The organism is Acetobacterium sp., from assembly GCF_041752335.1.
Classification (GTDB): domain Bacteria; phylum Bacillota; class Clostridia; order Eubacteriales; family Eubacteriaceae; genus Acetobacterium.
This window is the reverse complement of the sequence record NZ_JBGSHG010000062.1, coordinates 45,883-69,940: the sequence shown is the minus strand read 5'-3', so window position 1 is coordinate 69,940 and position 24,058 is coordinate 45,883. Positions and strand designations below refer to the sequence as shown.

Genomic DNA, 24,058 nt, shown 5'->3' with positions numbered 1-24,058 from the left:
CCTAAGGTCTGAAGAATTCAAAGATAATCATATCAAAAAACTGCATACACTCCACGGTATCGTCACTATCCCTGACCGTCCAACCAACCAGTTTGCCCCCCAATTGCCGAAACAGCCGAAGGCTGAGCCGGTGATGGGCATCCTGATGCTTATAGGCAATAAAATGCGGTCGGGAAACCACATTTGTCATAATCGAAGCAATCAGCAAGCTCTGCCACAATGGTGTGCCGTCAAAACTTCGGTGGCCCGCCGAAAGCTGACCTCTTACCACCTTTGGTTTATTTTTGTAAAACCAGCTGACAATCCCGGGATGGAAGGACTCAATACAATAAGGTCCCGCATAATCATCCAGCATTTCGGAGGCTTTAACACAGAGTTGCTGCCAATCTTTGGTGTTTTTCAATTCGATAATAAGGGGAACCTGCCCATCTACAAGTTTCAGCACATCTGCTAATAAGGGAATGGTCTGTTCGGTATTTTCAAGCCGAAAACTCAAAAGCTCGGTTGACAAACATTGGGTGATCAATTTATCCACCCCGCAAACCCGAAGCAGGCTGTCATCGTGAAAGACCGCCACTTTTCCATCAGCAGTCAGATTTATATCCAACTCGATTCCATATCCTGCCTCAGCAGCTTTTGCAAAGGCCGTCATGGAGTTTTCCGGAATCATCTTATCTTTTTGATGGAGGCCCCGATGGGCATAGCTGATTTCCCAGAGAGCCGGATCTGAATGGCCCGGTAGTGCCCCTGGCGAAATGATAAAAAGGTAGAACAAAAACAATGCGATCAGCGCCAGGATAAAGTAGATCATCATCGGCCTTCCCGTCTAAAACAATCCATCATATCAATCTGCCACATCAAAAACCTCCAGCTTGGAACGGGGAGCAATGGGCTTGGAATCGCCATGCTGAACCATCATCATGGTTACAAACGCCAACCCGACAAACAAGGCGCCATAGGGCATCAGCGTATGATAGCCGAGGTGCTCTAACAGCGCCCCGGATATAATCGGCGTAACAACCTGAGCAGCCATCGATGCGGTATAATAATAACCGGTATAACGGCCAACATTGGCACCCTTAGACATTTCCAGAACCATCGGCAGGGAATTGACATTAATCGCCGCCCAGGCGATTCCGGCTAAAGCAAAGGATACAAAAAGCATTGGGTTAAACGCTGTATAAAGAGCAGCTGTGGCAAAAACAGCGGCCAGTACCACCACCCCGATCAGAATGATTTTTTTGCGTCCCACCTTTGATGAAATAATCCCCACGGGAATAAAGGAAATAATTGCAGCAATACTGGCGACCATCAAAATGAGTGCCGATTGGGATTCTTTCATCCCCAGGGAAACCATAGCGTATTTTGAAAAGGCCGAAGTTACGGCATTATATCCCATAAACCATAAGGCCACCGATAAGAGAATAAAGATCAGACTCTTTTTATATTCTTTGGGCAGCTTTTCGTGGGTTACCAGGGTCTCATCATGCTCCGCCTCTTCGACGTCGATACCCAGAGCCGCACTGTTATGACGCATTTTTATCACCGCATCCGGCTCGTTAACTGTGAGTTTGAGGATAATGACACCCACCACCATCACTGCGGCGGTGCCAAGAAAAAGGGGCCAATAGTTAATATTGTCTTTATCCGGGGCCAGCAGCGCCACCATTCCCAAAACCATAATCCCGCCAACTGCCCCCATCAGATTAATCACCGCATTCCCCTTGGATCGCAGTGGTTTAGGGGTCACATCCGGCATCAGGGCCACCGCTGGTGAGCGGTAAAAAGACATCGACAGCAACGCCAACGCCAGGGCCACAATAAACAAAGTCTGCTTATTGGCCATCACTGCATAGGGTATCAACAGCATCGAAACCACGGCCAAAGCGGTGCCCCCAAGAATATAGGGCATTCGTCGCCCCATTCTGGTACTGGTATTGTCAGAAAGCATCCCAAATAAAGGCAGCATAAATAAGGCCAGCACATTGTCAAAGGACATGACCACCCCAGCCATGGTGTCCCCAAATTCGAAGGCTTTCAACATAATCATTGGAATCACAAAATCATACAGGCTCCAAAATGCACTGATGGTCATAAACCCAAGACCAACCAGAACGGTGAGGCGGTAATCCAGCTTCATCAACACGCTCCTTTTTCTATCATGAAAAAAGTATAGCATCAGCGGTGTATTTTATCAATGAACTTAACCAATCTTTAATAAATCTTCATACTTTAGTCATTCGCACTTTTTTGCCTATATTTGTGACTGTTCTTTTCTGCATTGCGGACAATAACCATAAAGATCCAGCTTGTGTCCGACAATTTCGTAGTCGGTTTCTTTTTCAATTTGATGCTCATAGCCTTTAATGGGGCAATGCTCAATGGCCAATATTTTTTTACACCCTAAACAAATCAGATAGTGGCGGTGTACCATGCGATTATACTCAAACACCGAACGGTTATCTCCTGATAAACTTAATTTCGTCACCAGTCCCTTTTCTGCCAAAGCCTCAAGATTTCGGTAAACGGTCGACAGATTAATGGATACTTCCATTTTCTGCATTTCAAAGAATATTCTTTCAGCTGAAACAGGCTGATCCTTTTTTGTCAATATCTCAAGGATCGCCACCCGATGTTTTGTCGACTTCATCCCATTTTTCTTCAGTTCTTCCAGCATATCCAGCTTTTTCATTTGTTTTCCTCATTCATTTCGGTGCGGTTTTTGTGAATGATCCAGTTTGCTTTATTTTTGATCATATGTCCTGCATATAAACTAAAATAACACACTACCGACAAAATAACAATCGTTGCGCCTGAAGCGATATTTATCTCATAAGAAATCCACATCCCTGTTAAGCAAAAAATGATCCCCAAGATTATGGCATAAAACATCCGATTCCTGAAATTCGAACTCAGCATGCCCGCTGATGCTGCCGGGGCTGTCAACAACGCAATCACCAGAATAATTCCGACGACCCGAATCAGTACCACCACCGTCATCGCCACCAGAATTAAAAGACCGTATTCCAGTATCGTCGTGTTAACGCCTAAAATAGCAGCAAATTCCTCATCAAACAAATAGGCCTTCCAATGATTAAAGAAAACCACCACCACAAAAACGACAATGAGTGTTAAACCGATCATTAAATAGAGATCAAGTCGCGTGACTGATAAAATGCTGCCAAAAAGATAGGAACTCAGATCGGGGGGATATCCGGGCATCAGGGCAATAAAAAAAATCCCCAGCGCCATCCCAACGGACCAGAACAAACCGATGACAACATCCGACTTGGCGCCACCCTTCTTATTAATATAACCAATTCCCAACGCCGCACAAACTGAAAAAATAAAGGCCCCAATGATTGGCTCAAAACCCAGCAGATAGCCCAAACCGACACCACCATAGGCAGTATGGGCAATGCCACCGCTCATCATCACCAGTTTTCGCTCGACAATGATCACCCCAATCAGCCCACAAACAATGCTGGCTAAAATCCCGGCAAAAAAGGCATTCTGCAAAAATTGATATTTAAATAATGCATCCAACATCTCAGCAATCCTCCTTGTGATCCTTTAGTACCCGATGAGGAACGCCGTGGGCAATGAGATCAACTGCACATCCGTAAAGATGGTTAACCACTGCTTCCGTCAATTCGGGTTCGCCATGATAAACCAGTCTTGTATTCAAACATGCCAGCCGGCCCACATAAGAGGATACGGCCAGAAGATCGTGGGTCACCAGAATGATAGTCATTTCTTTGTTCAGTTCCTCTAAAAGATGATAGATTTGTTCCCGTGAAACCGCGTCCACACTGGCGGTGGGTTCATCCAGCAGCAGCAGTCTGGGTTTAACAGCCAAGGCTCTGGCAATCAGCATTTTTTGAAATTCTCCCCCCGATAGCTGGGAAATTTGCCGCTCTGCCAGATCACTGAGCCCGACCTTCGCCAGTAAGTCCCAGACGATTTCCTTGTCTTTTTGCGTATAATGGAAAAAGGGCTTAAACCGGGATTTGATCCGACCGGTTAAAACCACTTCAAAGACGGTAATCGGAAATGTCTTATTCATGGCAGCAAATTGGGGAACGTACCCCATCAATGTGCGCTTCCTCGCAATCGGCTCACCATATATCTCCACGGCCCCCTCAGTTGGCGGGTTGATTCCCAGAATTGTTTTTAACAAAGTTGTTTTTCCGCCGCCATTGGGTCCAATGATCCCTAAATACTCACCTTCATAAACATCAAGACAAACACCGGCGATCGCCGGTGTTTGTCCATAGAAGACGGTTAGATTGTCCACGTGTACAACTTTATTTCTCACTTCATAACCTCTGCCATCGTTTTTACCATGCTCTGGTAATTTTCAATATAATCTGCAGCCAGCGGCGATAGTTGAATCGTTTTTCCACCGAGTTCATCGGCGAATGCCTGAGATTGACTGCTGTCAATTTCTTCCTGATAAAAAATCACCTTAATATTCTCTGCCTTCGCCAGATCAATGATTTTTTGCAGCTGCTGAGCGGTTGCTTCCTTGCCTTCTTCTTCTAAGGCAACCATTTCCAGGCCATAATCATCGGCTAAATAGCCAAATGCGGGATGAAACACAATCATCTTCTTATTCTGAACCGGTGCCAAAACTGCGGTTATCTCCTGATCCAGATCCTTAAGCTTGGTAATATAGTCTTTAGCATTTTTTTCATAAACGGCTTGATTCTCTGGATCCAACTCTGACATTTCTGCGGCAATGGTTTCTACCATTACCTCCACCCGCCTCGGAGAAAGCCAAATGTGAGGATCTCTTTCCCCCGATGGAAATAATCTTTCAGCATAAACAGCCTTGGCTGCTTCCTGTAATGAAACGACCTTAACATCGCCTGCACCGGGTAAAATATTTGCCTCCTCGGTCGCCACGCCAATGGTAAAATACACTTGTGCCTGACTGAAGTTCTCCATCTCCTGAGGCGTCGGTTCATAGTTTTCCGGACTATTTCCCGGCGGAACCAATGCAATAACCTCGGCCAGGTCGCCGCAAACGGCTTCAACAAACGTTTTTTCAGGTACAATGGTTACGGCGACAATTGGTTTTTCACCCTCACTGGTTACCTCGGTTTTTTCACCACTCTGGCAACCACTTATTAATAATAACAGACAGACAGCCAGACTTAGTCCCATTAAAACGCGAAAAGCTTTCATCTTTTTCATTTTCTTACCACCTTCGTTTGATAATCATGCAAATGATTTGTATTTGCATAATCATTGTATGCCTACGCTTCTTTTGTGTCAATGGTATTATCCAAAGATTATTTGTCGGATATTGCTGTAAACTACTTAAGAAACTCCACAATATAACTTGTCACATTGCCGTTTGATTTGTTATACTTAAAGATCTTACTTAGCTACTCAAATTTTAAGATTCAAATTAATAGAATAATTGCTATTTATTATCATATTTCAGGAGGTCATCATTATGAAAAAAATATGTGTTTATTCCGGCTCCAATCTGGGTGTTCGTCCGGAATACAAAGAAATGACAAAAATATTGGGCCTGGTGCTCGTTAAGAACAATATTGAATTAGTCTACGGCGGATCAAAATTTGGTCTGATGGGCGAAATTGCCAACCATATGCTGGACAACAATGGCCGCGTCACCGGCGTTATGCCCGGCGGTCTCTTCCCCAAGGAAGTGATTAACGATCGCCTGACCCATTTTATTGAAGTGAAAAACATGCATGAGCGCAAACAAACCATGGCTGATTTATCCGATGGCTTTATTGCCATTCCCGGAGGGGTGGGTACCTTTGAAGAATTATTTGAAACCCTTAGCTGGGCGCAGCTGGGCATCCACAAAAAACCGATAGGGGTTCTCAACATTTCCAACTTTTTTGATTCCTTCATGGCGATGATGCAGAATATTGTCAACGAAGGTTTTATGAACCCGTCCAATACCAAACTGGTGCTGGTCTCATCGGATCCCGGTGAACTGGTCAATCAGATGATCCACTATATTCCGCCCGTTTTGGGCAATAAATGGCAGCAACTGGATCCGGCCGCGATAAAATAATAAATTTCAACCATTTCAATTTATGCCAGAACCATCATTATTCATGATTAAGATATCATTCTGATGGTCTTTGAAAAAGACCTAAAAGGCTATGACTTTCGTCATAGCCTGATCCATTGCTCGGGTTGATTCATAGCATCCTGAAATTTTTCCAGGAATAAGCCCACATGATAGCCATCAGCAACGGCGTGGTGAACGGTAATCGAAAAAGGCATCATTTTTCTGCCGTTTTTTTCAAAATATCTGCCCGCCTGCAAAACGGGAAAATAATAATCAGCCTTGGCATAAGGTATCGGTGAATAACTGGTAAACTGTGTCCACGGCAACATCCCAACCATAAAGCTATTGGGCGGTGGCAGCTCCGGTTTTGCCAGAATCCCGTGGTTCCCGGAATATTGTTCCTGATCATTCAGGTAGTTTTGATAAAAGCTTTCAAAATCCGGTGCATATTCTGTCCACATGTTCGACATTGTTTTGTCATCCTCATGAAAACAGGCATAGGAGGGGTGTAAGACCTCATAATACCCCAGCTTATCGGCTGTTTTAGCAACTCGAAATTCCGGCTGCTCAGTTATCAGTTTTGCCACCAGATAGAGATAGGCAGGAAAGAACTTTTTACCCGCTTCTTTAATATGATGATAGGTCGCAGTTATATCAATCTCCACATTGAGATTAAATCCAGTGGGCAGCATTTCGGTAAAATAATAAAAGTATTGTCTCCGCTCCCAGGTTTCAAAGTCAATGGGATGTAATTGTGTGTTCATTTTTTAGTTCTTCCTTCTGTTTATCAATCCATATTTCAAACAGCGTCGCAACGTCATCACTAAATTCTTCCTCGGTCTGGGCTTCACCTTTTTCGATTTCTTCCAGAACAATAAAGGAAAACGACTTGGCACCATACTGTTTCCATTCCTCCAGCATGGCGGGTTCAGGGGATGAATTGATTGCCACGGAAAACCCAAACCGGTTTTTTTGACCCGCCATATCCTTGGTTGATTTTGTCCAGATCCGGTCATTACCATTACATTTGATGGCGTAGATTCCCCCGACGACAGTTCTGTTTTTATAGTTCTCTTTTAGTTCTTTTTTTGATCGTGTTTCCATAAAATCTAATTCCTCTAATTCTCCTTATACTGCTCTGCCTATTTTTTCTTACAGTACCCAAAGACCCTCTTTGCTGCAATAATAGTACAGTTTACTGCCATACTTCTTCCCCAGCTTTCCGCCACTCATTATCGGCAGTCGTACCGCCGCCATTTGCTCGGGATACAGTCTGATAAACAAGGTTCGATCCGCCGACACATAAGCCACAAAAGAAAGAAAATGGTCTTTACTCATTTCATGATCAAAGGTGATATAGTATTCCCCATCGTCATCTTCTATAATAGCGCTATGTTTTTCATCTGCCGGTTTAGCGATCAGAGGGGCCAGTTTGCGTCCACAACAGGAAAGCTCCGCATCGCCAGTCGTGCTAATTACATTTCCACAGTTTGGACAAACATAAAATTTCGTCTTCTTCAAGTTTCCCGTTTCCATATCATTCAGTTCCAGATCTCCTAAAAGTATTTTTTCAATATTCACCTCAAATAGTTCCGACAGCTCCCTAAGCAGGGATACATCCGGACAACCCAGGCCACGCTCCCATTTGGAGATGGTTTTATCACTGATGTGCATCTGATCGGCAACCTGCTTTTGGGTCATTTCTTTTTCTTTTCGTAACGCCTTCAGTAGTATGCCTACCTTATTACAATCCAATTGTCTTACCTCCATATGAACTATAGTAATTGATCGATAGAAATTATTCAATCAACGCTCCGTAGAGTTTTGTGCCTATTAAAAACAACAATGCCTTTTTTGCCAGGATCGCGGTAAATTTGCTTGAAAGAAGCATTAGAAGATAATTAAAATATTATTGTTTAGCCTGTTTAAAATACTCTGAGTATTCCTCATTACCAGTAAAAACAATGTCCGTCATAATCTTTATGAATTCCAAATTTACAGAAGTTACCTCATCCCAGTTGATGGCATCATACTGCTCCGGCTTGATCTCTGAGCTTGTTGGTATCTCGATTTCCTTAATCCACCATTTCGTAATTTTTTCAAATAGCTCAATCATCTCAATGTAATTTTCATAGATATTCTCTGGTAATCCCTCGATCACTCTGTTAAACAAATCATGACCTAGCATATTGCGCATATCGGTCATTTCCTTAAATTTTTCTATATCCTGTTCAGCTATTGCATCCTGCTCTTTATACCAAAGTAGCGTCGCTCTGATCTGACGATTTTTTTTACTTTCCACTCTCGAAAGAACTTTTTTTTCGTACTCTTCGAACTGTTCTTTCCCATCTTCAAAACCGCTCCAATAAAAATATTTAACATTATCTACAATAGAAGACTTGAAATTCTCATAAACCGCAATATAAATTGAGGCCGTTATAAGTTTTTGTCTTAACAAATCCGGATTGAAAAATTCGTTTAGCCTTTCTACATAATCCATTATTCTTCATCTTCTTTCTGATTTTTCTACTAAAATATAGTACAATCTCATTTTTAATATCTATAAACTTCCCTGATGTCTTTGATTGCTTTTCGTTATATCGTAAATTATTCTCTTCCTGCCATTCTTATTCTTATCTTCCTACTCCCCCACCAAAAATTCGACAATATTCACATGTTTAATCCCATTTCGACTTCGATCAAAAGCATCCATGGTCAGCACATATTTAGGGAAATTGTCAGTAATCGCTTCTAGTGGAGAGAACTCTCTTTCAATGGTGGTTTCTTCTGCAAGAATATAGGAAACCTGGTAATATTCGCGCTGATTGCCTTTTATTGCAATGAAGTCGATCTCTTTGGTCGATACTTTTCCAATTCTTACCTCATATCCTCTTCGTAATAGTTCCAAATAAACGATGTTTTCCAGAATCTGCTGAATATCCCGTTCGTTGTTGCCATAAACCACTTCTCTGAATCCGTGATCAGTGAGGTAAATTTTTTCCTGAAATCTAAGAATTTGTTTACCAACAATATCTTCTCTTACAACCAAATAAGCAAAACATGCGGCTTCGCAATAATTAATGTAATTATAGATGGTTTCCTGGGAAATACTTCGTTTTTCATTTTTCAAAAATTTGATCACAGCTGATGATGAGAATGGATTTCCGATATTAGCCATCAAAAATAGCAGAATCCGCTGGAGTAAGTCGATGTTTCTGACATTATTTCTGCCCACAATATCTTTTAGCACCACCGAATCATAAATATCTGATAGATACTTTTTCTGTGAACTTTCATCAATGTCGGATTCATATATAAAAGGCATCCCGCCCATTCGTAGATAGGTTTGAAAAACCTTCTGTATATCGACATCCAACCCTTTATCCCTTTTGATTTCGCAGACTTCCGCAAACGAAAAAGGATAAATGCTAAATTCCACGTATCGGCCTCCCAGGTGGGTCGCCAATTCTCCCGAGAGTAATTTTGCATTTGACCCGGTTATATAGATATCAATGTCGAAATCGACCAAAAATGCATTAACAGCTCTCTCCCATCCATTAATCTCCTGAATTTCATCAAGAAACAGGTAGTTCTTTTTCGTTTGATTGATGCGTACCTTCACATAATCGTAAAGCAGTTCAACCTGATTTTTCAACAACCATTCCCCGGACTCCAGATTAATCGCAATAATTTGATTGCTTTCAATACCTAAATCCATCAATTCATTTTTAATCTGATCCAGCATTACGGATTTTCCACATCTTCTGATTCCGGTTAATACCTTTATAATGTTTTGATTAAAAAAAGGTCTGATTTTCTGTAAATATGTTTCTCTTTTTATCATCAGTTACCACCACCTGTCTTTTTATCTTAATTATATCGTATAAACAATCAGTTTACAACGATAGTTTTCGATATAACGAAATCAATCATGATAAATAACTTCTGTTTTCGTTATATCGAAATCTATTATTAAATCTCACCAATCTCATAATTTCCCTTGTAAATATTCCCCAGCCCGCCGTCAATGGAGATGGGATCCCCGGATTTAAAGCGATGGCCATTGATGGTACATTCTTTGGTCGAATCATTGACTATCAGGCCCTTACATTTAACGATGCAGACCTTACCAACGCTGGCGGCTGCCACCGCGGCATGAGAGGTGACCCCGCCTTTGGCTGTAATCAGACCGTCACAGACAAAGATCAAGGGAATATCATCCGGCACCGTATCCGGGCGCACCAGAATTATTTTGGCCTCGGGAGCGTTTCTTTTTAAACCCTCCATATCCGCCATATCAAAGGCCAGCAGTCCTGACAGCACCGCGCTGCTCATACCGATGCCGTGACCGACCAGTTCCATTTCGTGGGGTGCCGGCAGAAAGCTGGAAAAGGAGGTCTGTTTTTTCAGGTTCTGATTCCGGGTCTGGAGAATATACAAATCCTCCGGGTTATCAGATTCAAAGGTGAATTCTATTTCCTGGTGGACAAAGCCATATTCTTCAATCAGTCGTCCGGCATAATGGATCAAGGCCTGGTAGATTTTAGGAAATCCCGACTCCAACGACAAACTACTGTCCTGATAATCCCGTATTCTTTGCGACTCGCTGATGGGCAGGGTATTGACCAGTCCCGAAACCACATCTTCACCCTGACTACAGAGGGCAAAATCGCCATAGAGATTAATCCCGGCGCAGCCGTTAAAGGGACTGCTGGTAAATACCACCCCGGTACCGGAGTGGGCCGAACGATTCCCCAGCACCATTTTCTGGACTACTACGGCGGTGCCCCAGTCCTCGGCAATCTGCAGATGATCGCGATAATAAACCGCACTTTCGGAAAACCATGAGTCCAAAACTGATCGAATGGCCTGTTTCAGCTGTTGAAAGGGATCCCTTTCGATTTCGATGTGATAGTCATTTAAGACCATTTTGTAACTGCAAGCGACGGTCTTCATCTGCTCCGGAGTAAAGTTAATTTTCAGTTCCACATCCCATTGTTGTTTATATTCCAGCATCACCCGGTCAAAAACATCGCGGTCAATGCCATAAGCCATCCCCCAACTCTGGAGAAAGCGCCGGTAACAATCCCAGGCGGTCCAGCCATAACCCTGCCGCTTACTGAAGGCTTCGGCAATTTCGTCATTCATCCCGACATTTAAAAATGTTTTCATGGCGCCAGGCAGAGAAATCGATGAACCCGAGCGGATCGAGAAAAACAACGGGTTGTCGGCATTGCCAAATGATTGTTCCGTGATTTCCTCAATGATCGCAATATGCTTCTCAATCCGCTGATCCATGTCACGCATCATATCCGGGTGTCCTTCAATGGTTTCCTTGTGACGAAACACTTCGGTGGTAATCACAAATCCTGGCGGTACATGAAATCCGTAGGTAATCAGTTTTTTCAGAAAATAAGCCTTGGCTCCCAGAAAAACCGGGTTATCGATTTCTGCGGTGCTTTCAGTCAGCAGGCTGAAGCTAATATCCGGGTCATAGGTCATCATGCTTTCGATAAAGGCACTGGAATAGTTTTTCATCATGCTGCGCAGTCCGCTGATGGTGTCGGTGATAAAGTTATCCAGATCCTGAACCAGAAAGGCGGTGGACAGGTTGTCCCGCAGGAATTTCTCTGATTCGATATGATAGAATTTGCGGCTGTCCCCGGCCATTTCGACCTGCTTTGAAGCAAGCACCTGGGGGATAATAACCCGCATCGGGACCTCGAAAAGATCAAAAAAGTATTCGCTGATAATCTGTTTGATATCGTTGGCCATAAACTGAAATATATTGATGTACTGGTGGATCGAAAAGCTGGGCGAGGCCAGCCCGAATTTAAGCATATCCAGATGAGAATTAAAGCCCTGATTGTAAATGCCATCAAGCTCCAGACCGTCCTTAAATAGCAGCAGGATATGATAAATCTGGCGAAAGGTTTTAGCGGTAATATACTCCGCATTAAAGGGCTGGGTGACCTGGGTCATCAGCTTGGCTACGGTCCGTTCGAGGCGGTACATCAGACCCAGGGCATCAAACTTGGGCTCCACATATTCGCCATACATCGAGGGAATATCCGCGGCAATGTGCCGCTTGTAATAAATATTTTCTGAGGCTTCACTGGGATGGGGATCTTGAATAATCGCTTTGAGATGGTTCATATGCTGATAAATCTGGCGAATCGATGCTTCCTTATCGTCAGTTTTCAGACTGTGTTTGAGCTCGGTCAAATCCCCGGTCAGGTTGGGGCTGTAACCTCTGAGCATCGCCAGGACATCGTCAAATTCAAAGGAGTACTTTTCCAGCAGCAGGAAATAAGCCCTGAAAAGGTAAAGCACCCGTTTAATATCCAGTCTTGAATCTGGGGCCAATTCGTGGAGTGCCTCCCGGATCACATCAATATCCAGACGGAGCAACTCAGTGGGGGATGCTTTCAGTTCTTCACAAAGTCGGATCATCGTTTCATGCGGCCGGATAAACCATTTACTATCCTGATCGAGGCCTTCAAAGATTTGCTGGGGAATCATCTCTTTTAGCGGTTCTTTGTTGCCATCATACCAGTAGGTAATGATTTTCCGGGCCAGATCGATATGGGTATTGTTGCTTTCGATATGAATCTGCTTGCGCATAAAATGGATCAGCCGGTCTTTACGCCGGGAGGCTTCATCAATAGCGGTTGTCACATCCCGCAGTTCACCCTCGGCCCCGATTTCCCGGAAATAAACCGGAAAGATCCGCGCCAGCTGTTTGATTTCCCGATAAACCGGAGTGATCTCACCGTTAAGCAGCCGGGTAATGTCCCGCTGAAAAAGATCCGTGTCCGAAATAAAAATCCCGCCCAACTTGAGGTTAACAATCAGGGCCGCCAGCAACTCCCGCATGGCGCGGGGATTTTCTTCAATTAACTCCAGCCATACCCGAATGTTTTTGACGTGATTAGAATCAATCAGAATCTGCCAGTCAGTATTGAGGCTCAATTTCCCCGGGTAGTTAAAGCCCAGACTGATCAGCGCTTTGATGAAATAGTCAATATTAGCGGCATCACCAGTGGCAATGATTTCTTTGCCCAGGGTGAGAATACAATCCAGTACGGTGTCCCCATGCTCCTGTTTGAGTTCCTGAAACTCGGCCATAATGGTATTAATAAATTCGGTGATATCCTGGGAATCCAGTTCATCAAAGATATTTCGCAGATTCCGGTTGATATCATAAATCAGATGGTCATTCAGGGTCACCATTCCGGGCAAATGAAGCAGATAATACAAATAGTAAATAGTTTCCAGATGGGTGGGAAATTTTTCTGAGAAGCTGCGGAAATAATTGGCGATGTCGTTGAAAAAGGGCTGCTGTTGAAGTTCCTGCCAGTCAGTGGCCTGCTTTCGTTTCGCTCTAAGCTCCTCAAAAAAGACATGGCCGATGGCCTGGATGTCTGCCGCCTGCAGATGGGGAAAAAGTTTTTTTCGTGAATCAAACCATGCGTCGGCCAATGAGGTTTGATCCCAGTAATCGATGCACTGATCCAGTAATTTTGCGGTGATCGCTTCCAGCACTGCCGTGAATTCGGGATCCGCTGCCACCTTATTTAAATATATTTTAAAAGCACCGGAATTTTTGACATAAAGAAGTTCGTGCTCCGCCATGTCCTCTTTGAGAACATCGATGCACAAATAAATTATTACTTTGGGAAAATCGTCAAGATTGGCCAGCCGATCCATAAAGCGGATCAATACCTGGCTAAGCAGCGCCCGCTGGCTGTCTTTCAGTTTAGACCGCAGCACTGACCGGATCATCTCCACCAGAACGGTGAAGGCCTTTTCGGAGTCTTCAAGATTATGGTACAACCAGATATCGCCAAGACAAATGGTCTGTAACGATTCAATAACATAGCGGTTGTTGCGATACTTATGATTGAGCTCAATTAAAAACTCCTGGGTGCGTTTATGAATCCCCCAGTAATCTTTTGATAATTCGCCGAACCATAGCTGAATTTCCGGGATCTCCGTGACGCTTTCCCGGGTCTGATTAAGATTGGCCTCTAAAGCCTTGGAAGAAAACACGTTAGCCATTTTATTATCCCCCTGATTACAATCGATTTGGGTAAATGTCGGCTTTACCTTTTAATCAGTATATCATAATCGTCGGATCAAATGAATACGATTTCTTTCCGGTAATCTAATTTATATGATGAGCCTTCTAAACAGCAAACGCCTCGGGTCAACGTGTTGACCCAGAGGCGTTTGTTAATACTTCGCTTAAATTATTATTTTCACGGAATTGCGGCCCGCTTCATGGGTAACCGTCAATGCTTTGGCGTAATTATGGATGATCGCCAGCGATAATTCATTTTCTGCGGCTTTTTCCAGTTCATAAGTGTCTCCTTCAAAGCTGGCCTCGATGGTGACCTCACCGCTTAAATCCGAATACTCAACCAACAGTGCGACGCTGGCCTGGGGAAACTCCCGCAGCAGGATCGCCAGGATCAGCTCCTCACAAACCAGTTGGACATTCATAATCTGCCGATCGGTGAACATCTGCTTTTTGAGGAAGGTTTCGATTTTGGCATTGAGTTCATAGAGGTCAAAGCCGCTGCCAGCCGCGGTGTATTCAAAGGCTGAAATTTTCCGGATAAACGCCCGGGTCCTGGCCTTCTGGGGATGATCAAAAATTTCTGCCGGCGATCCGTCCTCGTAAATTCCCTTTTCATCCATATAGAACACCCGGCTGGAGACATCCCGGGCAAACTTCATCTCATGGGTCACAATCATCATCGTCATCCCGCTTGATGCCAGCTTGCGGATAACCCCCAGTACCTCACTGACCATGGTGGGATCCAGGGCTGAGGTGGGTTCATCAAATAAAACAATCTCTGGTTTCATCGCCAGGGTTCTGGCAATCGCCGCCCGCTGTTTCTGGCCACCGGACAATTCGTCGGGAAAGGCCAGGGCTTTTGACCGCAGTCCGACCATTTCCAGATAGGCCAGCCCTTCATCATAGGCCTGTTGCCGGGGTACCTTCAGTAAGTTCACGGGCCCCAGCATCAGGTTTTCAATGATCATCAGATGGGAAAAGAGGTTGAAAGACTGAAACACCATTCCCATTTTCTGACGCAGTCCCGAGACATCAGCATTTTTAGCGAGGATATTCTGGCCGTCAATCACGATTTCACCATTTGTCGGCGTTTCGAGAAGGTTGATGCAGCGCAGAAAGGTTGACTTCCCGCAGCCCGATGGCCCGATAATCGAGATCACTTCGCCCTCTTTTATTTCAGTGCTGATATTTTTAAGCACTTCTAATTCTCCAAAGCTTTTGGACAAACCATTAATTGTTATCATTCTGCCACCTCCGCTGCGCTCACTTCGGGATCCACAACCCCTTTGACCAACCGTTTCCGTCGTTTGGGATCGACCTGAACTTCAATTTTTCCCAACACGATAATAAACAGGTAGGTGATCACAAAATAGATAAAAGCGGTCACAAACAGCGGGAAAAAGGCATCAAAGGTCCGGCTCCTAATAATATCCGTCATCTTGGTCAAATCCTGAATGGCAATATAGCCGACCACCGAGGTCATCTTTACCATGCTGATAAATTCGCCCTTGAAAATCGGCAGAATATGACGCAGAGCCTGGGGCAAGGTGACCTTGAAAAAGCTGGATACCCTGGTAAATCCCAGCGCATAGGCTGCCTCCAGTTGTCCCTTGTCAGTGGCATCGATGGCGGTTCTAAAGATCTCCGCCGAATAGGCGGCAAAGTTAATCGAGAAACCCACCACGGCGATGAGGATCGGATGGATATCCACTGACGCAAACAAAATGTAATAAAGGATCATCAGGGTTAACACAATCGGCACCCCCTGAATCAATCGGATATAAACAATCGCCAGCCCGGATACGATCTTTAAGCGGGACTTGCGCATCGCACAGATTACGGCACCCAGAAAGCTGCCAAATAACAACGACAGCATCGAGATGACAATGGTTGTCCAAAGCCCTTCTAACACCAGCTTGTAGCGGTCTTCGACAATAAAGGTTTTGTTAAAGCTGTCCTGAAGCGAAGCAAAAAAGCCGCCCGTACCGGTCTGGCTTTGATTGGCTATCGCCGTTCCCTCAGCATTCTCGATATTTCCGGAATACATGCTTTTTCGCACCAGCACACTGTTATGCAGCACCACGTAGGCATCACTGTAGAGAACTTCCTGTCCCCGTTCGTCGGTTTTGAAGAAGTCGGAGATGATCACATCGCCCTTGCCACTTTGTAAGGCGGGGATCATGGCCGCATAATCCATGGTGATGATTTCAAAATCCAGATTAGCATAACTGGCAAAACGCTTCATAAATTCAATATCATAACCGGTGAGTTGGCCATTTTCATAATAGTTCATCGGCTCAGTTAAGCCGTTGGTAATAATAGTGATCTTTTTCTCCGGGTTTAGGGGTTTGGGAATATCTGGCATTACCCCACCAGTATTATTTATCCATCGCTCATACATCGCCGCAGCCGTACCATCGGCTTGAAACTGACCAATAAAGGTATTAAGCTGGTCATTGAGCTTTGTCTCCTCCAAACTCACCACGGCGGCAATCTCTATGTTTCCCAATTCTTCGTCCAGCTTAACCAGATCCGGATTACTTAAAAGAATCCGATCAACCCCGGAGCTGTCATAGATCACCGCTGTGACCTTGCCGCTTTTTAACGCTGCCACGCCATCCATAAACTGGGTAAAATAGGAAATATCGGCGTTGGGCATGAATTCTTTGGCGACCTCCTCCGGTGGGGTTCCCTCCGGTACACCAATGATGTAGCCGGCCTTGTTCAGATCACTGCTACTGCTGATCGTCTGCTGCCCTCCCTGGCCCCCTTCAGTTGCCTCAATCCGATCTTCCTTGACAACAAAAACCTGGGGATTGGGAAAATAACCAGCTGTAAAATCGACTTTTTCAGACCGCTCCGGGGTATTATACATGGCTGCAATCACATCGCTGGTTCCCGATTGGAGACTGTCAATCATCGCTTTAAAGTCCATGTCCTGAAATTCAACCTGCATCCCCAATTCATAAGCAATCCGGCTCATCAATTCGACATTCATCCCGGTTAGCTCACCATCCTTGACAAAACATCGGGGCTCGGTCAGGGATGTTACGGCAACCCTCAACACCGGCCCGCTGACATTTTTCGGTACATCAACGATTTCATATGCCCCGCCTTCTTCCGGAAACCAGTGCGCCTTAATTTCATCTACGGTACCATCACTTAAATAACTGTTTAACACCCCATTAATCTTTTGATTAAGCTCAGTATTCTCTTTTTTAAGGGCCATCGCAGTCACTTCATCGGTCAATGGTTCTGACCAAATCATCGTTCCTTCGTTACTCTTAACAAAATTTTGAGCCGTTGCATAATCCATGATGGCATAATCAATTTTTCCCGCCATCATTGCCGCCGACTCATCGACATAATTGTTGAAACGGCTAATTTCTGCCTCAGGATATTTTTCAGGGGCCAGTGATTCACTCAATGTTCCAATCATCGTTCCGATTTTTGCCGTTTCCACCGGCGGAAGAGGTGCCACCGTCTGACTGCAGCCGGCCAGCACTAATATCATCAATACGCATAATCCTACAAAAAAGCGTTTCATCAATCGCCTCCATTTTATTTATTGTTAGTCTTTCAAGAAATCCAAGTGCTTTTTTGCCGCTATTAATCAAACAACTCCAGCCCTCAGTTTATTTATTCGGCATGGTAAAAACTAATTTAGGATACCACTTTTCTAATTGTCAAGATATTCTCATTCTCTTCAAAGCGATAGTCCACCTCATCCATACTCTTTTTTACCATCAGCACGCCCAAACCGCCAATACGACGCTCTTCAGCCGCCAAGGTGATGTCCGGATCCGGGTTATCAAGAGGATTAAAGGGATTTCCGCGGTCAATAAACTGTATTTCTACAAGCGGGGGTTCACCATAGGAATCAAATTGGATAATCACGTTCCCATCATCTGGGGCGTAGGCGTAGTGCGCAATGTTTACATATATTTCCTCCACAGCCAGATCAACTTGAAATATCATTTTCATACTGGCCCCCGCTTTCTCCAATTCGGTATCGATAAATTCGAGCACCTTAGGCAGGTTATCTGTTGATGCATTTACGGTCAATCTCTTCATATTATCTGATCTCCTCTACTGTTTGTTAACAAATCCTCTGAGACCCCCATCACATCGATTTGATCGATTGAAATACCAGGTCTCTGGTAAAAATATGACTGTCTTTGATATTGCTATTTTCCAGATAAATGTGGCAGTCGCAGGCTTTTCGAGGTTATTTTTGTCCAGCTTTCTGTCCCATATTGTGATCATCGGCGCGCCAAGACTATTTCTTTATCCAGTTCAAAAAAGGTAATATTGTCTTTCGACCAGATCGCTTTACCGCCAAGAAATAACATGCTTTGGTGTCCTTCAGTTGTAATTGCAAAACAGAATACTCGCTCAATCAGATAGCCTTGGTTATGTTTTTGCCGGAGATAATCCCAGAGCCTCTCGTGTAAATGCTTTGAGATACCCTGATGCCGAAAGGATTCATCCACCGCCAAATCTAATATCAGGATATTGTTTGTCTTTCCTTTTACCAGTGGCAAAACTTCACTTTCATCAAGATTGTCGTCAATGTACTCCTGCTCGAATACGCCCCGCTGATAAACTGAATCAGTGACCCCAAAAAAACTGATAAAGCCCATCAGCGTATTTCCCGTATAAGCAGCAATCAGTCCGTCCTTAAATTTCAAAAAGCGTTTTAACGCCATCCCCTGATTGGTCAAAATTTCATTTCCAAAAATCTTGCGGTCAAGGTCGAGCGTAACCTCAAAATCTTCGACTGACAATTCCTGCCCACCTTTGATGATGATATCCATACTGCTACTCCTCAAACTTAAATCCGAGCATGGTAATATCATCAAACTGCGGCTCCGTGTCCGCAAACTCATCCACATCTGCTAAGATGTCGGCGCACAGTGATTTAATATCATGCTCTTCTTTTGAAGCAACCAATGTTTTCAGGCGTTCCAGTCCATAAAATTCATTTTTGGTATTATTAGCCTCGGGAATCCCATCGGTATAAAGATAGATGATATCCCCTTTTTCGATTTGCGATTCATTCATCTTATATTTGGCAGTTTCCATACCAGCGCAGACAAAGCCTTTTTTTCCGGTAAGCATTTCAACCGTACCATCTTTTTTCCAGATAATCGCCGGATCATGTCCGGCATCACACCACTGGAACACCCCAGTTTTGACATTAATAATGGCAATCAGTAAGGTGACAAACATCCCTTGTTCGTTGTTATAGCACAAATTGATGTTGGCTTCGGTCATGACCTCATCGACGGGCAAGCGTCTGAGTACCAGATCTTTAACCGTTGCTTTGGTCATCGCCATAAACAAAGCCGCCGGAACCCCTTTTCCGGACACATCGCCAATGGTGATACAGAAGTGATCATCATCCACAAAGAAGAAATCGTAGAAATCACCACCTACATCTTTGGCCGCCCGCATCGACGCATAAAGCGTAAATTCATGTCTGTCCGGATACTCAAAGTTCCGGGGTAGCATTCCTTCTTGTATAAGGGTGGCAATTCGCAGCTCGGTTTCAATTCGCTCTCGCTCAGAAGTGACACTGGTCAGTTCTTTGATATAGCGGATAATGTCACTAGTCATTTTGTTAAAAGCCTCGGCTAGAATTTCAATTTCATCACCCGTTTTGACATCGATATTCAAAGCCACAATCTCATTGAGATTGTCATCGATGTTAGTATTAACAAAATCCGTGGCGTTATCAACAATCACCTGCAATGGATCGATGATGGACTTGTTGAGAAATAGCAGATAAATGGTGATAAATAGAATTAAGATCAACGCAGCAATTGATGAAACCAGAATTATATAATTAAAGAGGGTTGCATCGATATCATCCATAGACATATCTGCCCCAACAATCAAAACCGGATTCCCTTGCGCATCTTTTAACACATTAATTGAAGAAATTAGGTATCCAAACTCGCTTTCATTCGTGATAATTGTCTTAGCTTTCTCAGAACCGCTAAAAAACTGATTAGCGGCATCAATGTCTTCCCGCGGAAAATAGTCTGATCCTAAAAAATCGCCAAGAATAAAATGACCTTCCATCCCCGGTTTAGTTCCCTGACCAAAAACTTCAAACCCTTTTTCAGTGGGCACGTAAGCATAAAGGTATTCCAACTGGTTCTGTTCCTGAATGATCTGCCACTCTTTAATAAACAATTCATAATCAGGATCGGTCTGGCCGGTTTCAAAATACTGGTTGACCTTGTCAACCGGAACAAGGACTGAAGCTGTATTCACCAACGAAGTGATCTGTTCTTCATAACGTTTAAACATGGAATCCCGATAACTGAAATAGGAAACCAGCACAATCACCAGCGACAACACCAGTGCCAGAATCATACTGGCTGATGCGAATTTGGTTTTTAAACTGATTCGTCGAATACTTTTTTGTTCTTTCATACTTGCCACCTTTTTCACAGAATAATAAGAAGATTATTGAATACCAGAGTTCGATTATAAGCAAAGGATTTTGCTTTTTTGCGAACAATCGATACACCCAGATAATCCAGGGCTTCATCAGGTTTTTCCGATTCTTCAAAGGGATTATAGCTGGTGCTGTCATCCCTGAGCCGAATGTAGATATCCTCGTCAAATAACGCAATTTTTATATGAATATAATGGGGTTTCCCATCATTGAAGCCGAAATTAATAATATTGGCCGCCAACTCTTCAATGGTTAAATTAATGAAATAGGCATCCTTACTGTCAATATCCAGCCTTTCACAAAAAGCTTCGATCTCTTCCACACATTTCTCCAGCTCTTTAATATCCGAAGAAAGGGTAGTTTCATATAGATTATCCTTTGCTATAATGGGTTCTTTAAATAACAAAATATTTCGATATCCGCCCTTTTTTTTGAGCACCAGTGCGGTAAAGAGCAGGATCGCCATGGTTGCCGTTTCCGCCGCTACCATCGCCAATGCTGTTCCCTGCACCCCAACAATCGGAATAAACCAGGCCGAAAAGGCAATCAGCAGTAAAAATCCCCGCATAAAATAGATAATCCCTGCCAATGTCGGCCGCTTAATGGTCTGATAAAAATGTGCCATGACACAGTTAAAGCAGGTTTGTACCACTCCGAAGGCAAAGATCCTGATCGTCTGAGCCACCAGGGTTAGATTGTCTGCCACCCCAAACATGGCCGCAATCGGTTCTGCGAAAACAAGCAAAACCAGTGCACATAAGGCACTGAGTAAAACTGCTGTTTTTAACGATAGGCCCATGGTGTTATAAACGCCTTCAGTATCCTTCTCCCCGGCAAAAGTTGCCACCAGCGGAGCCAGCGCCAACGAAATACCATCAAATATGGCGTAGGCAAACAGGGAGACATTAAAAAGAATATTATAGATGGCCAGTCCCCCTAATCCCACTGTCACACTCAGCAGATTATTGATGACAACGAGAGTGATCCCCTGATAAATAAAAGCCGAAGCGATCCCGAAGCCCCCCAGAAAAAGCTGATAGCCAGCTTTGGGACTAAGAGAAGCCTGACACAATTCAAGGTGATTGTGCTTTTTAAAAAAGTGTATGCCGTAGACGGCAATTGCACACAGCTGTCCAATAACCATGGCCAGGGCCCCGCCAAACACGCCCATGTTCAATCCAAAGATGAAGATCAGATCCAGCACCAGATTTACGACCACCGATACGCTGATGCCCAGAGTGGACAAAAACGGATCGGCATCACTGCGAATCAGCAGGGACATCACCGGCGCCAGAATGAATATCGGTGCCGTGAGTACAATCGGCCACATATAATCCCTGGCGGCAGCAATCCCCGCACCCCCGGTGAGACCAATAATTTCTGGCAGAAAGAACATTCCCAATACTGCAATAATCAATCCAACTGCCGCCGCAAAAAACATCGCCTGGGTAAAATTGACCCTGACCCCATCCTTATCCTCGGCGCCGATGGACTCCGATACCTTCAGGGATCCGCCAACCCCAAAGGCGTAACCAAACAAGTTGTAAACCATATATACCGGCATTGAAACTGCCAGGACCGACAGCCCAATCTCCCCAAAAGCATTCCCCAGAATGATGGCATCCACAAAGGTTCCCAGCACCACCCCTGCTGAGGAAAGGATACTGTTGATAACAAATACACGAAAAGCCTTATTAACAAAATGTTGATTATTCATTACGTCCTCTCAATTGACTCCTTTTTCTACCGTTATAAAACCTGTTCCCCTGCGAATTGAAACACATGTTTATTATTAAGGATTTTTGATCGTAAAATTTATCCTATCACAGATTAAACAAAAATGATTAGTACAAACAAAATTGCCCAATCTGAAAAACGCTATACCAAATTATTATAGCATACAAACGCATTTCTTTGTCGAACAATTATTTGATAAGTTGCCAGCATTTTAGAAAAACAAAGGCTATTTATTCATCAGAATGAAATAAAATAGCTGCGTTTTGTTTTTTTTGAACGCTACTTCTTAAAACCTATTTTAAAATTTCTTAACAACTTCTTAATCAAGAATCATTTCAAGATGCATTTAAGTATTTCAATGTATATTATAAATAGACAAAGCATCATACACACTTAAACTATTCTAACCTTTCATGAAAGCAACGGTCTCGTCGGAGAACCGTTGTTTTTATTTTTTTGGCATTCTCTCTTCCTGGGCTTTAGTCCTGTCCATTTCCTCACTCCGATCTTGACGACTCTGCTTGAACAGGCGCACGCTATTTTACATGGGCGGTTCCCTGTTACCTGCTTTTAGGTCTTTCGCTGACATCCACCATTGTGCTGCGAAGCGTCGGTCAGGTTCGTCTCCCGTTAATTTCGTCAATTTTTGCATTTATCATCAATATTTTCTTTAATTATTTATTTATATTTGGGAATTTCGGAGCCCCCCGGATGGGTATCAAGGGCTCTGCCCTATCTACTCTTATTGCCCGGGTTATTGTTATCTTTCAATCTGCCAACAGCATCCTGACCAAGGGGGTTCTGCGCGGCGGCGGGGACACCCGGTTTTTAATGGTGGCGGACATTATTTTTTTATGGGTTGCCTCAGTTCCGCTTGGGGCATTGGCTGGTTTGGTCTGGCATTTACCAGCATTTTGGATCTATGCGCTGCTGAAAATTGATCAGATTATCAAAGCGATCTGGTGTATTTATCGATTGAAGAGCCGAAAATGGATAAAAAGAATTGCCGCTGATCCTATAAATCAAAATCAGTAGCCAACTTTTCCTTTGCTTTTTGCAATAGACAAGGTCTCGATGAATTTAACAATAGTCATTTTGCTTAAAAAGTGATAGAATAAAAGAATTATCAATTCGAATTTTAAACATCAATTTTTATTGAATAAGCTTATTCCTAAACTATAGTGGAGGTAACAATCTTGCGAATCACCAGAGAAGAATACCATGGACGTATAAAATTAACAAAAAAAGAAAAAAAGGATCCCCTTACAGAAGCGCCCTCAGAATCACCGACTCCTTTAGCATCCCCTACTCCTTCAGAATCGGCCTTAAGCACTTCAACAAATCTCCCCCAAAAGAATAAAAACAAGGCTGATTTATCAGTGCGGTTATCAGATTCTGAAATAAAAAAACAATTATCGATTTTAGCTGAAGAAACAATCAATCAATTATCAGATCCCAACAAAATGCTAAAAGACGTGGAAGATATCTATCTCATTTTTAAAGGGCAGATGATGGTTATCAACAAGTGCCGCTTACTTACTGTCAGCGAACAGCAGGAGCAAAACGCCCAGGTTTATGCCTGTTACTATAAAAAGAAATTTGAGCTAAAAAAACAGGAAATGCAAAAAAAGAAAGACTGATTTTTTTCAGGTTTACTGACTAATTTTATTTAAGACCTTTGTATAAAACGAAACAAAAACCATGGAGCTAA

Annotated in this window: 19 protein-coding genes and 2 pseudogenes; 3 read left to right on the top strand and 18 right to left on the bottom strand. The window is 43.6% G+C overall.

Annotated elements, in window-relative coordinates; all coding sequences use genetic code 11:
• Position 1: 1 nt before the first annotated feature.
• The 6 genes from ACEW8F_RS08140 to ACEW8F_RS08115 form a co-directional block, all read right to left on the bottom strand.
• Positions 2-814 carry a glycerophosphodiester phosphodiesterase family protein gene (locus ACEW8F_RS08140; RefSeq protein WP_373482974.1) on the bottom strand — a complete coding sequence of 271 codons (813 nt, stop codon included), beginning with the start codon at positions 812-814 and terminating at the stop codon, positions 2-4.
• Positions 815-844: 30 nt separating this feature from the next.
• Positions 845-2,140 (bottom strand): MFS transporter, encoded by a 1,296-nt coding sequence (locus tag ACEW8F_RS08135; RefSeq protein WP_373482973.1) that lies wholly within the window; start codon positions 2,138-2,140, stop codon positions 845-847.
• Between the two features lie 114 nt (positions 2,141-2,254).
• Complete coding sequence (locus ACEW8F_RS08130; protein ID WP_373482972.1) at positions 2,255-2,692, bottom strand: Fur family transcriptional regulator; 438 nt, start codon at positions 2,690-2,692, stop codon at positions 2,255-2,257.
• A complete protein-coding gene (locus ACEW8F_RS08125; protein WP_373482971.1) occupies positions 2,689-3,549 on the bottom strand; it encodes a metal ABC transporter permease in 861 nt (286 codons plus the stop codon). The genes ACEW8F_RS08130 and ACEW8F_RS08125 overlap by 4 nt, the downstream gene beginning before the upstream one ends.
• A gap of 1 nt (position 3,550) precedes the next feature.
• Positions 3,551-4,318 carry a metal ABC transporter ATP-binding protein gene (locus ACEW8F_RS08120; RefSeq protein WP_373482970.1) on the bottom strand — a complete coding sequence of 256 codons (768 nt, stop codon included), beginning with the start codon at positions 4,316-4,318 and terminating at the stop codon, positions 3,551-3,553.
• Positions 4,315-5,199 (bottom strand): metal ABC transporter solute-binding protein, Zn/Mn family, encoded by an 885-nt coding sequence (locus ACEW8F_RS08115; RefSeq protein ID WP_373482969.1) that lies wholly within the window; start codon positions 5,197-5,199, stop codon positions 4,315-4,317. The genes ACEW8F_RS08120 and ACEW8F_RS08115 overlap by 4 nt, the downstream gene beginning before the upstream one ends.
• A gap of 265 nt (positions 5,200-5,464) precedes the next feature.
• Between ACEW8F_RS08115 and ACEW8F_RS08110 the strand changes: the two genes are divergently transcribed.
• The gene (locus ACEW8F_RS08110) at positions 5,465-6,058 is read left to right on the top strand and encodes a TIGR00730 family Rossman fold protein (protein ID WP_373482968.1); all 594 of its coding nucleotides are present in this window, start codon (positions 5,465-5,467) and stop codon (positions 6,056-6,058) included.
• Positions 6,059-6,159: 101 nt separating this feature from the next.
• Here ACEW8F_RS08110 and ACEW8F_RS08105 read toward each other — a convergent pair whose 3' ends face one another.
• From ACEW8F_RS08105 to ACEW8F_RS08050, 12 genes and pseudogenes are all read right to left on the bottom strand, one after another.
• Positions 6,160-6,822, bottom strand: a complete 663-nt coding sequence (locus ACEW8F_RS08105) for a CatA-like O-acetyltransferase (RefSeq protein WP_373482967.1) — start codon at positions 6,820-6,822, stop codon at positions 6,160-6,162.
• Positions 6,797-7,162 carry a GIY-YIG nuclease family protein gene (locus ACEW8F_RS08100; protein ID WP_373482966.1) on the bottom strand — a complete coding sequence of 122 codons (366 nt, stop codon included), beginning with the start codon at positions 7,160-7,162 and terminating at the stop codon, positions 6,797-6,799. Before ACEW8F_RS08100 ends, ACEW8F_RS08105 begins: the two co-directional genes overlap by 26 nt.
• Positions 7,163-7,210: 48 nt before the next feature.
• The gene (locus ACEW8F_RS08095; protein ID WP_373482965.1) at positions 7,211-7,813 is read right to left on the bottom strand and encodes a helix-turn-helix domain-containing protein; all 603 of its coding nucleotides are present in this window, start codon (positions 7,811-7,813) and stop codon (positions 7,211-7,213) included.
• Between the two features lie 154 nt (positions 7,814-7,967).
• Positions 7,968-8,558 carry a hypothetical protein gene (locus tag ACEW8F_RS08090; RefSeq protein WP_373482964.1) on the bottom strand — a complete coding sequence of 197 codons (591 nt, stop codon included), beginning with the start codon at positions 8,556-8,558 and terminating at the stop codon, positions 7,968-7,970.
• A 141-nt stretch (positions 8,559-8,699) separates the two neighbouring features.
• On the bottom strand, positions 8,700-9,902 hold the full coding sequence (locus ACEW8F_RS08085; RefSeq protein WP_373482963.1) for an ATP-binding protein: 1,203 nt from the start codon (positions 9,900-9,902) through the stop codon (positions 8,700-8,702).
• Between the two features lie 128 nt (positions 9,903-10,030).
• A complete protein-coding gene (locus tag ACEW8F_RS08080; protein ID WP_373482962.1) occupies positions 10,031-14,119 on the bottom strand; it encodes a PEP/pyruvate-binding domain-containing protein in 4,089 nt (1,362 codons plus the stop codon).
• A gap of 549 nt (positions 14,120-14,668) precedes the next feature.
• A pseudogene (locus tag ACEW8F_RS08075) lies at positions 14,669-15,385 on the bottom strand (amino acid ABC transporter ATP-binding protein); the annotation flags it as partial.
• On the bottom strand, positions 15,382-17,688 hold the full coding sequence (locus tag ACEW8F_RS08070; RefSeq protein ID WP_373482961.1) for an ABC transporter permease subunit: 2,307 nt from the start codon (positions 17,686-17,688) through the stop codon (positions 15,382-15,384). The gene ACEW8F_RS08070 and the pseudogene ACEW8F_RS08075, both read right to left, overlap by 4 nt.
• 116 nt (positions 17,689-17,804) lie before the next feature.
• The gene (locus ACEW8F_RS08065) at positions 17,805-18,215 is read right to left on the bottom strand and encodes an ATP-binding protein (protein WP_373482960.1); all 411 of its coding nucleotides are present in this window, start codon (positions 18,213-18,215) and stop codon (positions 17,805-17,807) included.
• A 188-nt stretch (positions 18,216-18,403) separates the two neighbouring features.
• Entirely contained in the window at positions 18,404-18,958 is a 555-nt protein-coding gene (locus ACEW8F_RS08060; protein WP_373482959.1) for a GNAT family N-acetyltransferase, read from the bottom strand.
• Between the two features lie 4 nt (positions 18,959-18,962).
• The gene (locus ACEW8F_RS08055) at positions 18,963-20,585 is read right to left on the bottom strand and encodes a SpoIIE family protein phosphatase (protein WP_373482958.1); all 1,623 of its coding nucleotides are present in this window, start codon (positions 20,583-20,585) and stop codon (positions 18,963-18,965) included.
• 14 nt (positions 20,586-20,599) lie between these two features.
• Positions 20,600-22,327 carry an MATE family efflux transporter gene (locus tag ACEW8F_RS08050; RefSeq protein ID WP_373482957.1) on the bottom strand — a complete coding sequence of 576 codons (1,728 nt, stop codon included), beginning with the start codon at positions 22,325-22,327 and terminating at the stop codon, positions 20,600-20,602.
• Between the two features lie 563 nt (positions 22,328-22,890).
• Here ACEW8F_RS08050 and ACEW8F_RS08045 point away from each other — a divergent pair.
• Together ACEW8F_RS08045 and ACEW8F_RS08040 are read left to right on the top strand one after the other, a co-directional pair.
• Positions 22,891-23,382 (top strand): annotated as a pseudogene (locus ACEW8F_RS08045) (polysaccharide biosynthesis C-terminal domain-containing protein); the annotation flags it as partial.
• A 161-nt stretch (positions 23,383-23,543) separates the two neighbouring features.
• Complete coding sequence (locus ACEW8F_RS08040) at positions 23,544-23,987, top strand: hypothetical protein (protein ID WP_373482956.1); 444 nt, start codon at positions 23,544-23,546, stop codon at positions 23,985-23,987.
• The last annotated feature ends 71 nt before the right edge of the window (positions 23,988-24,058 follow it).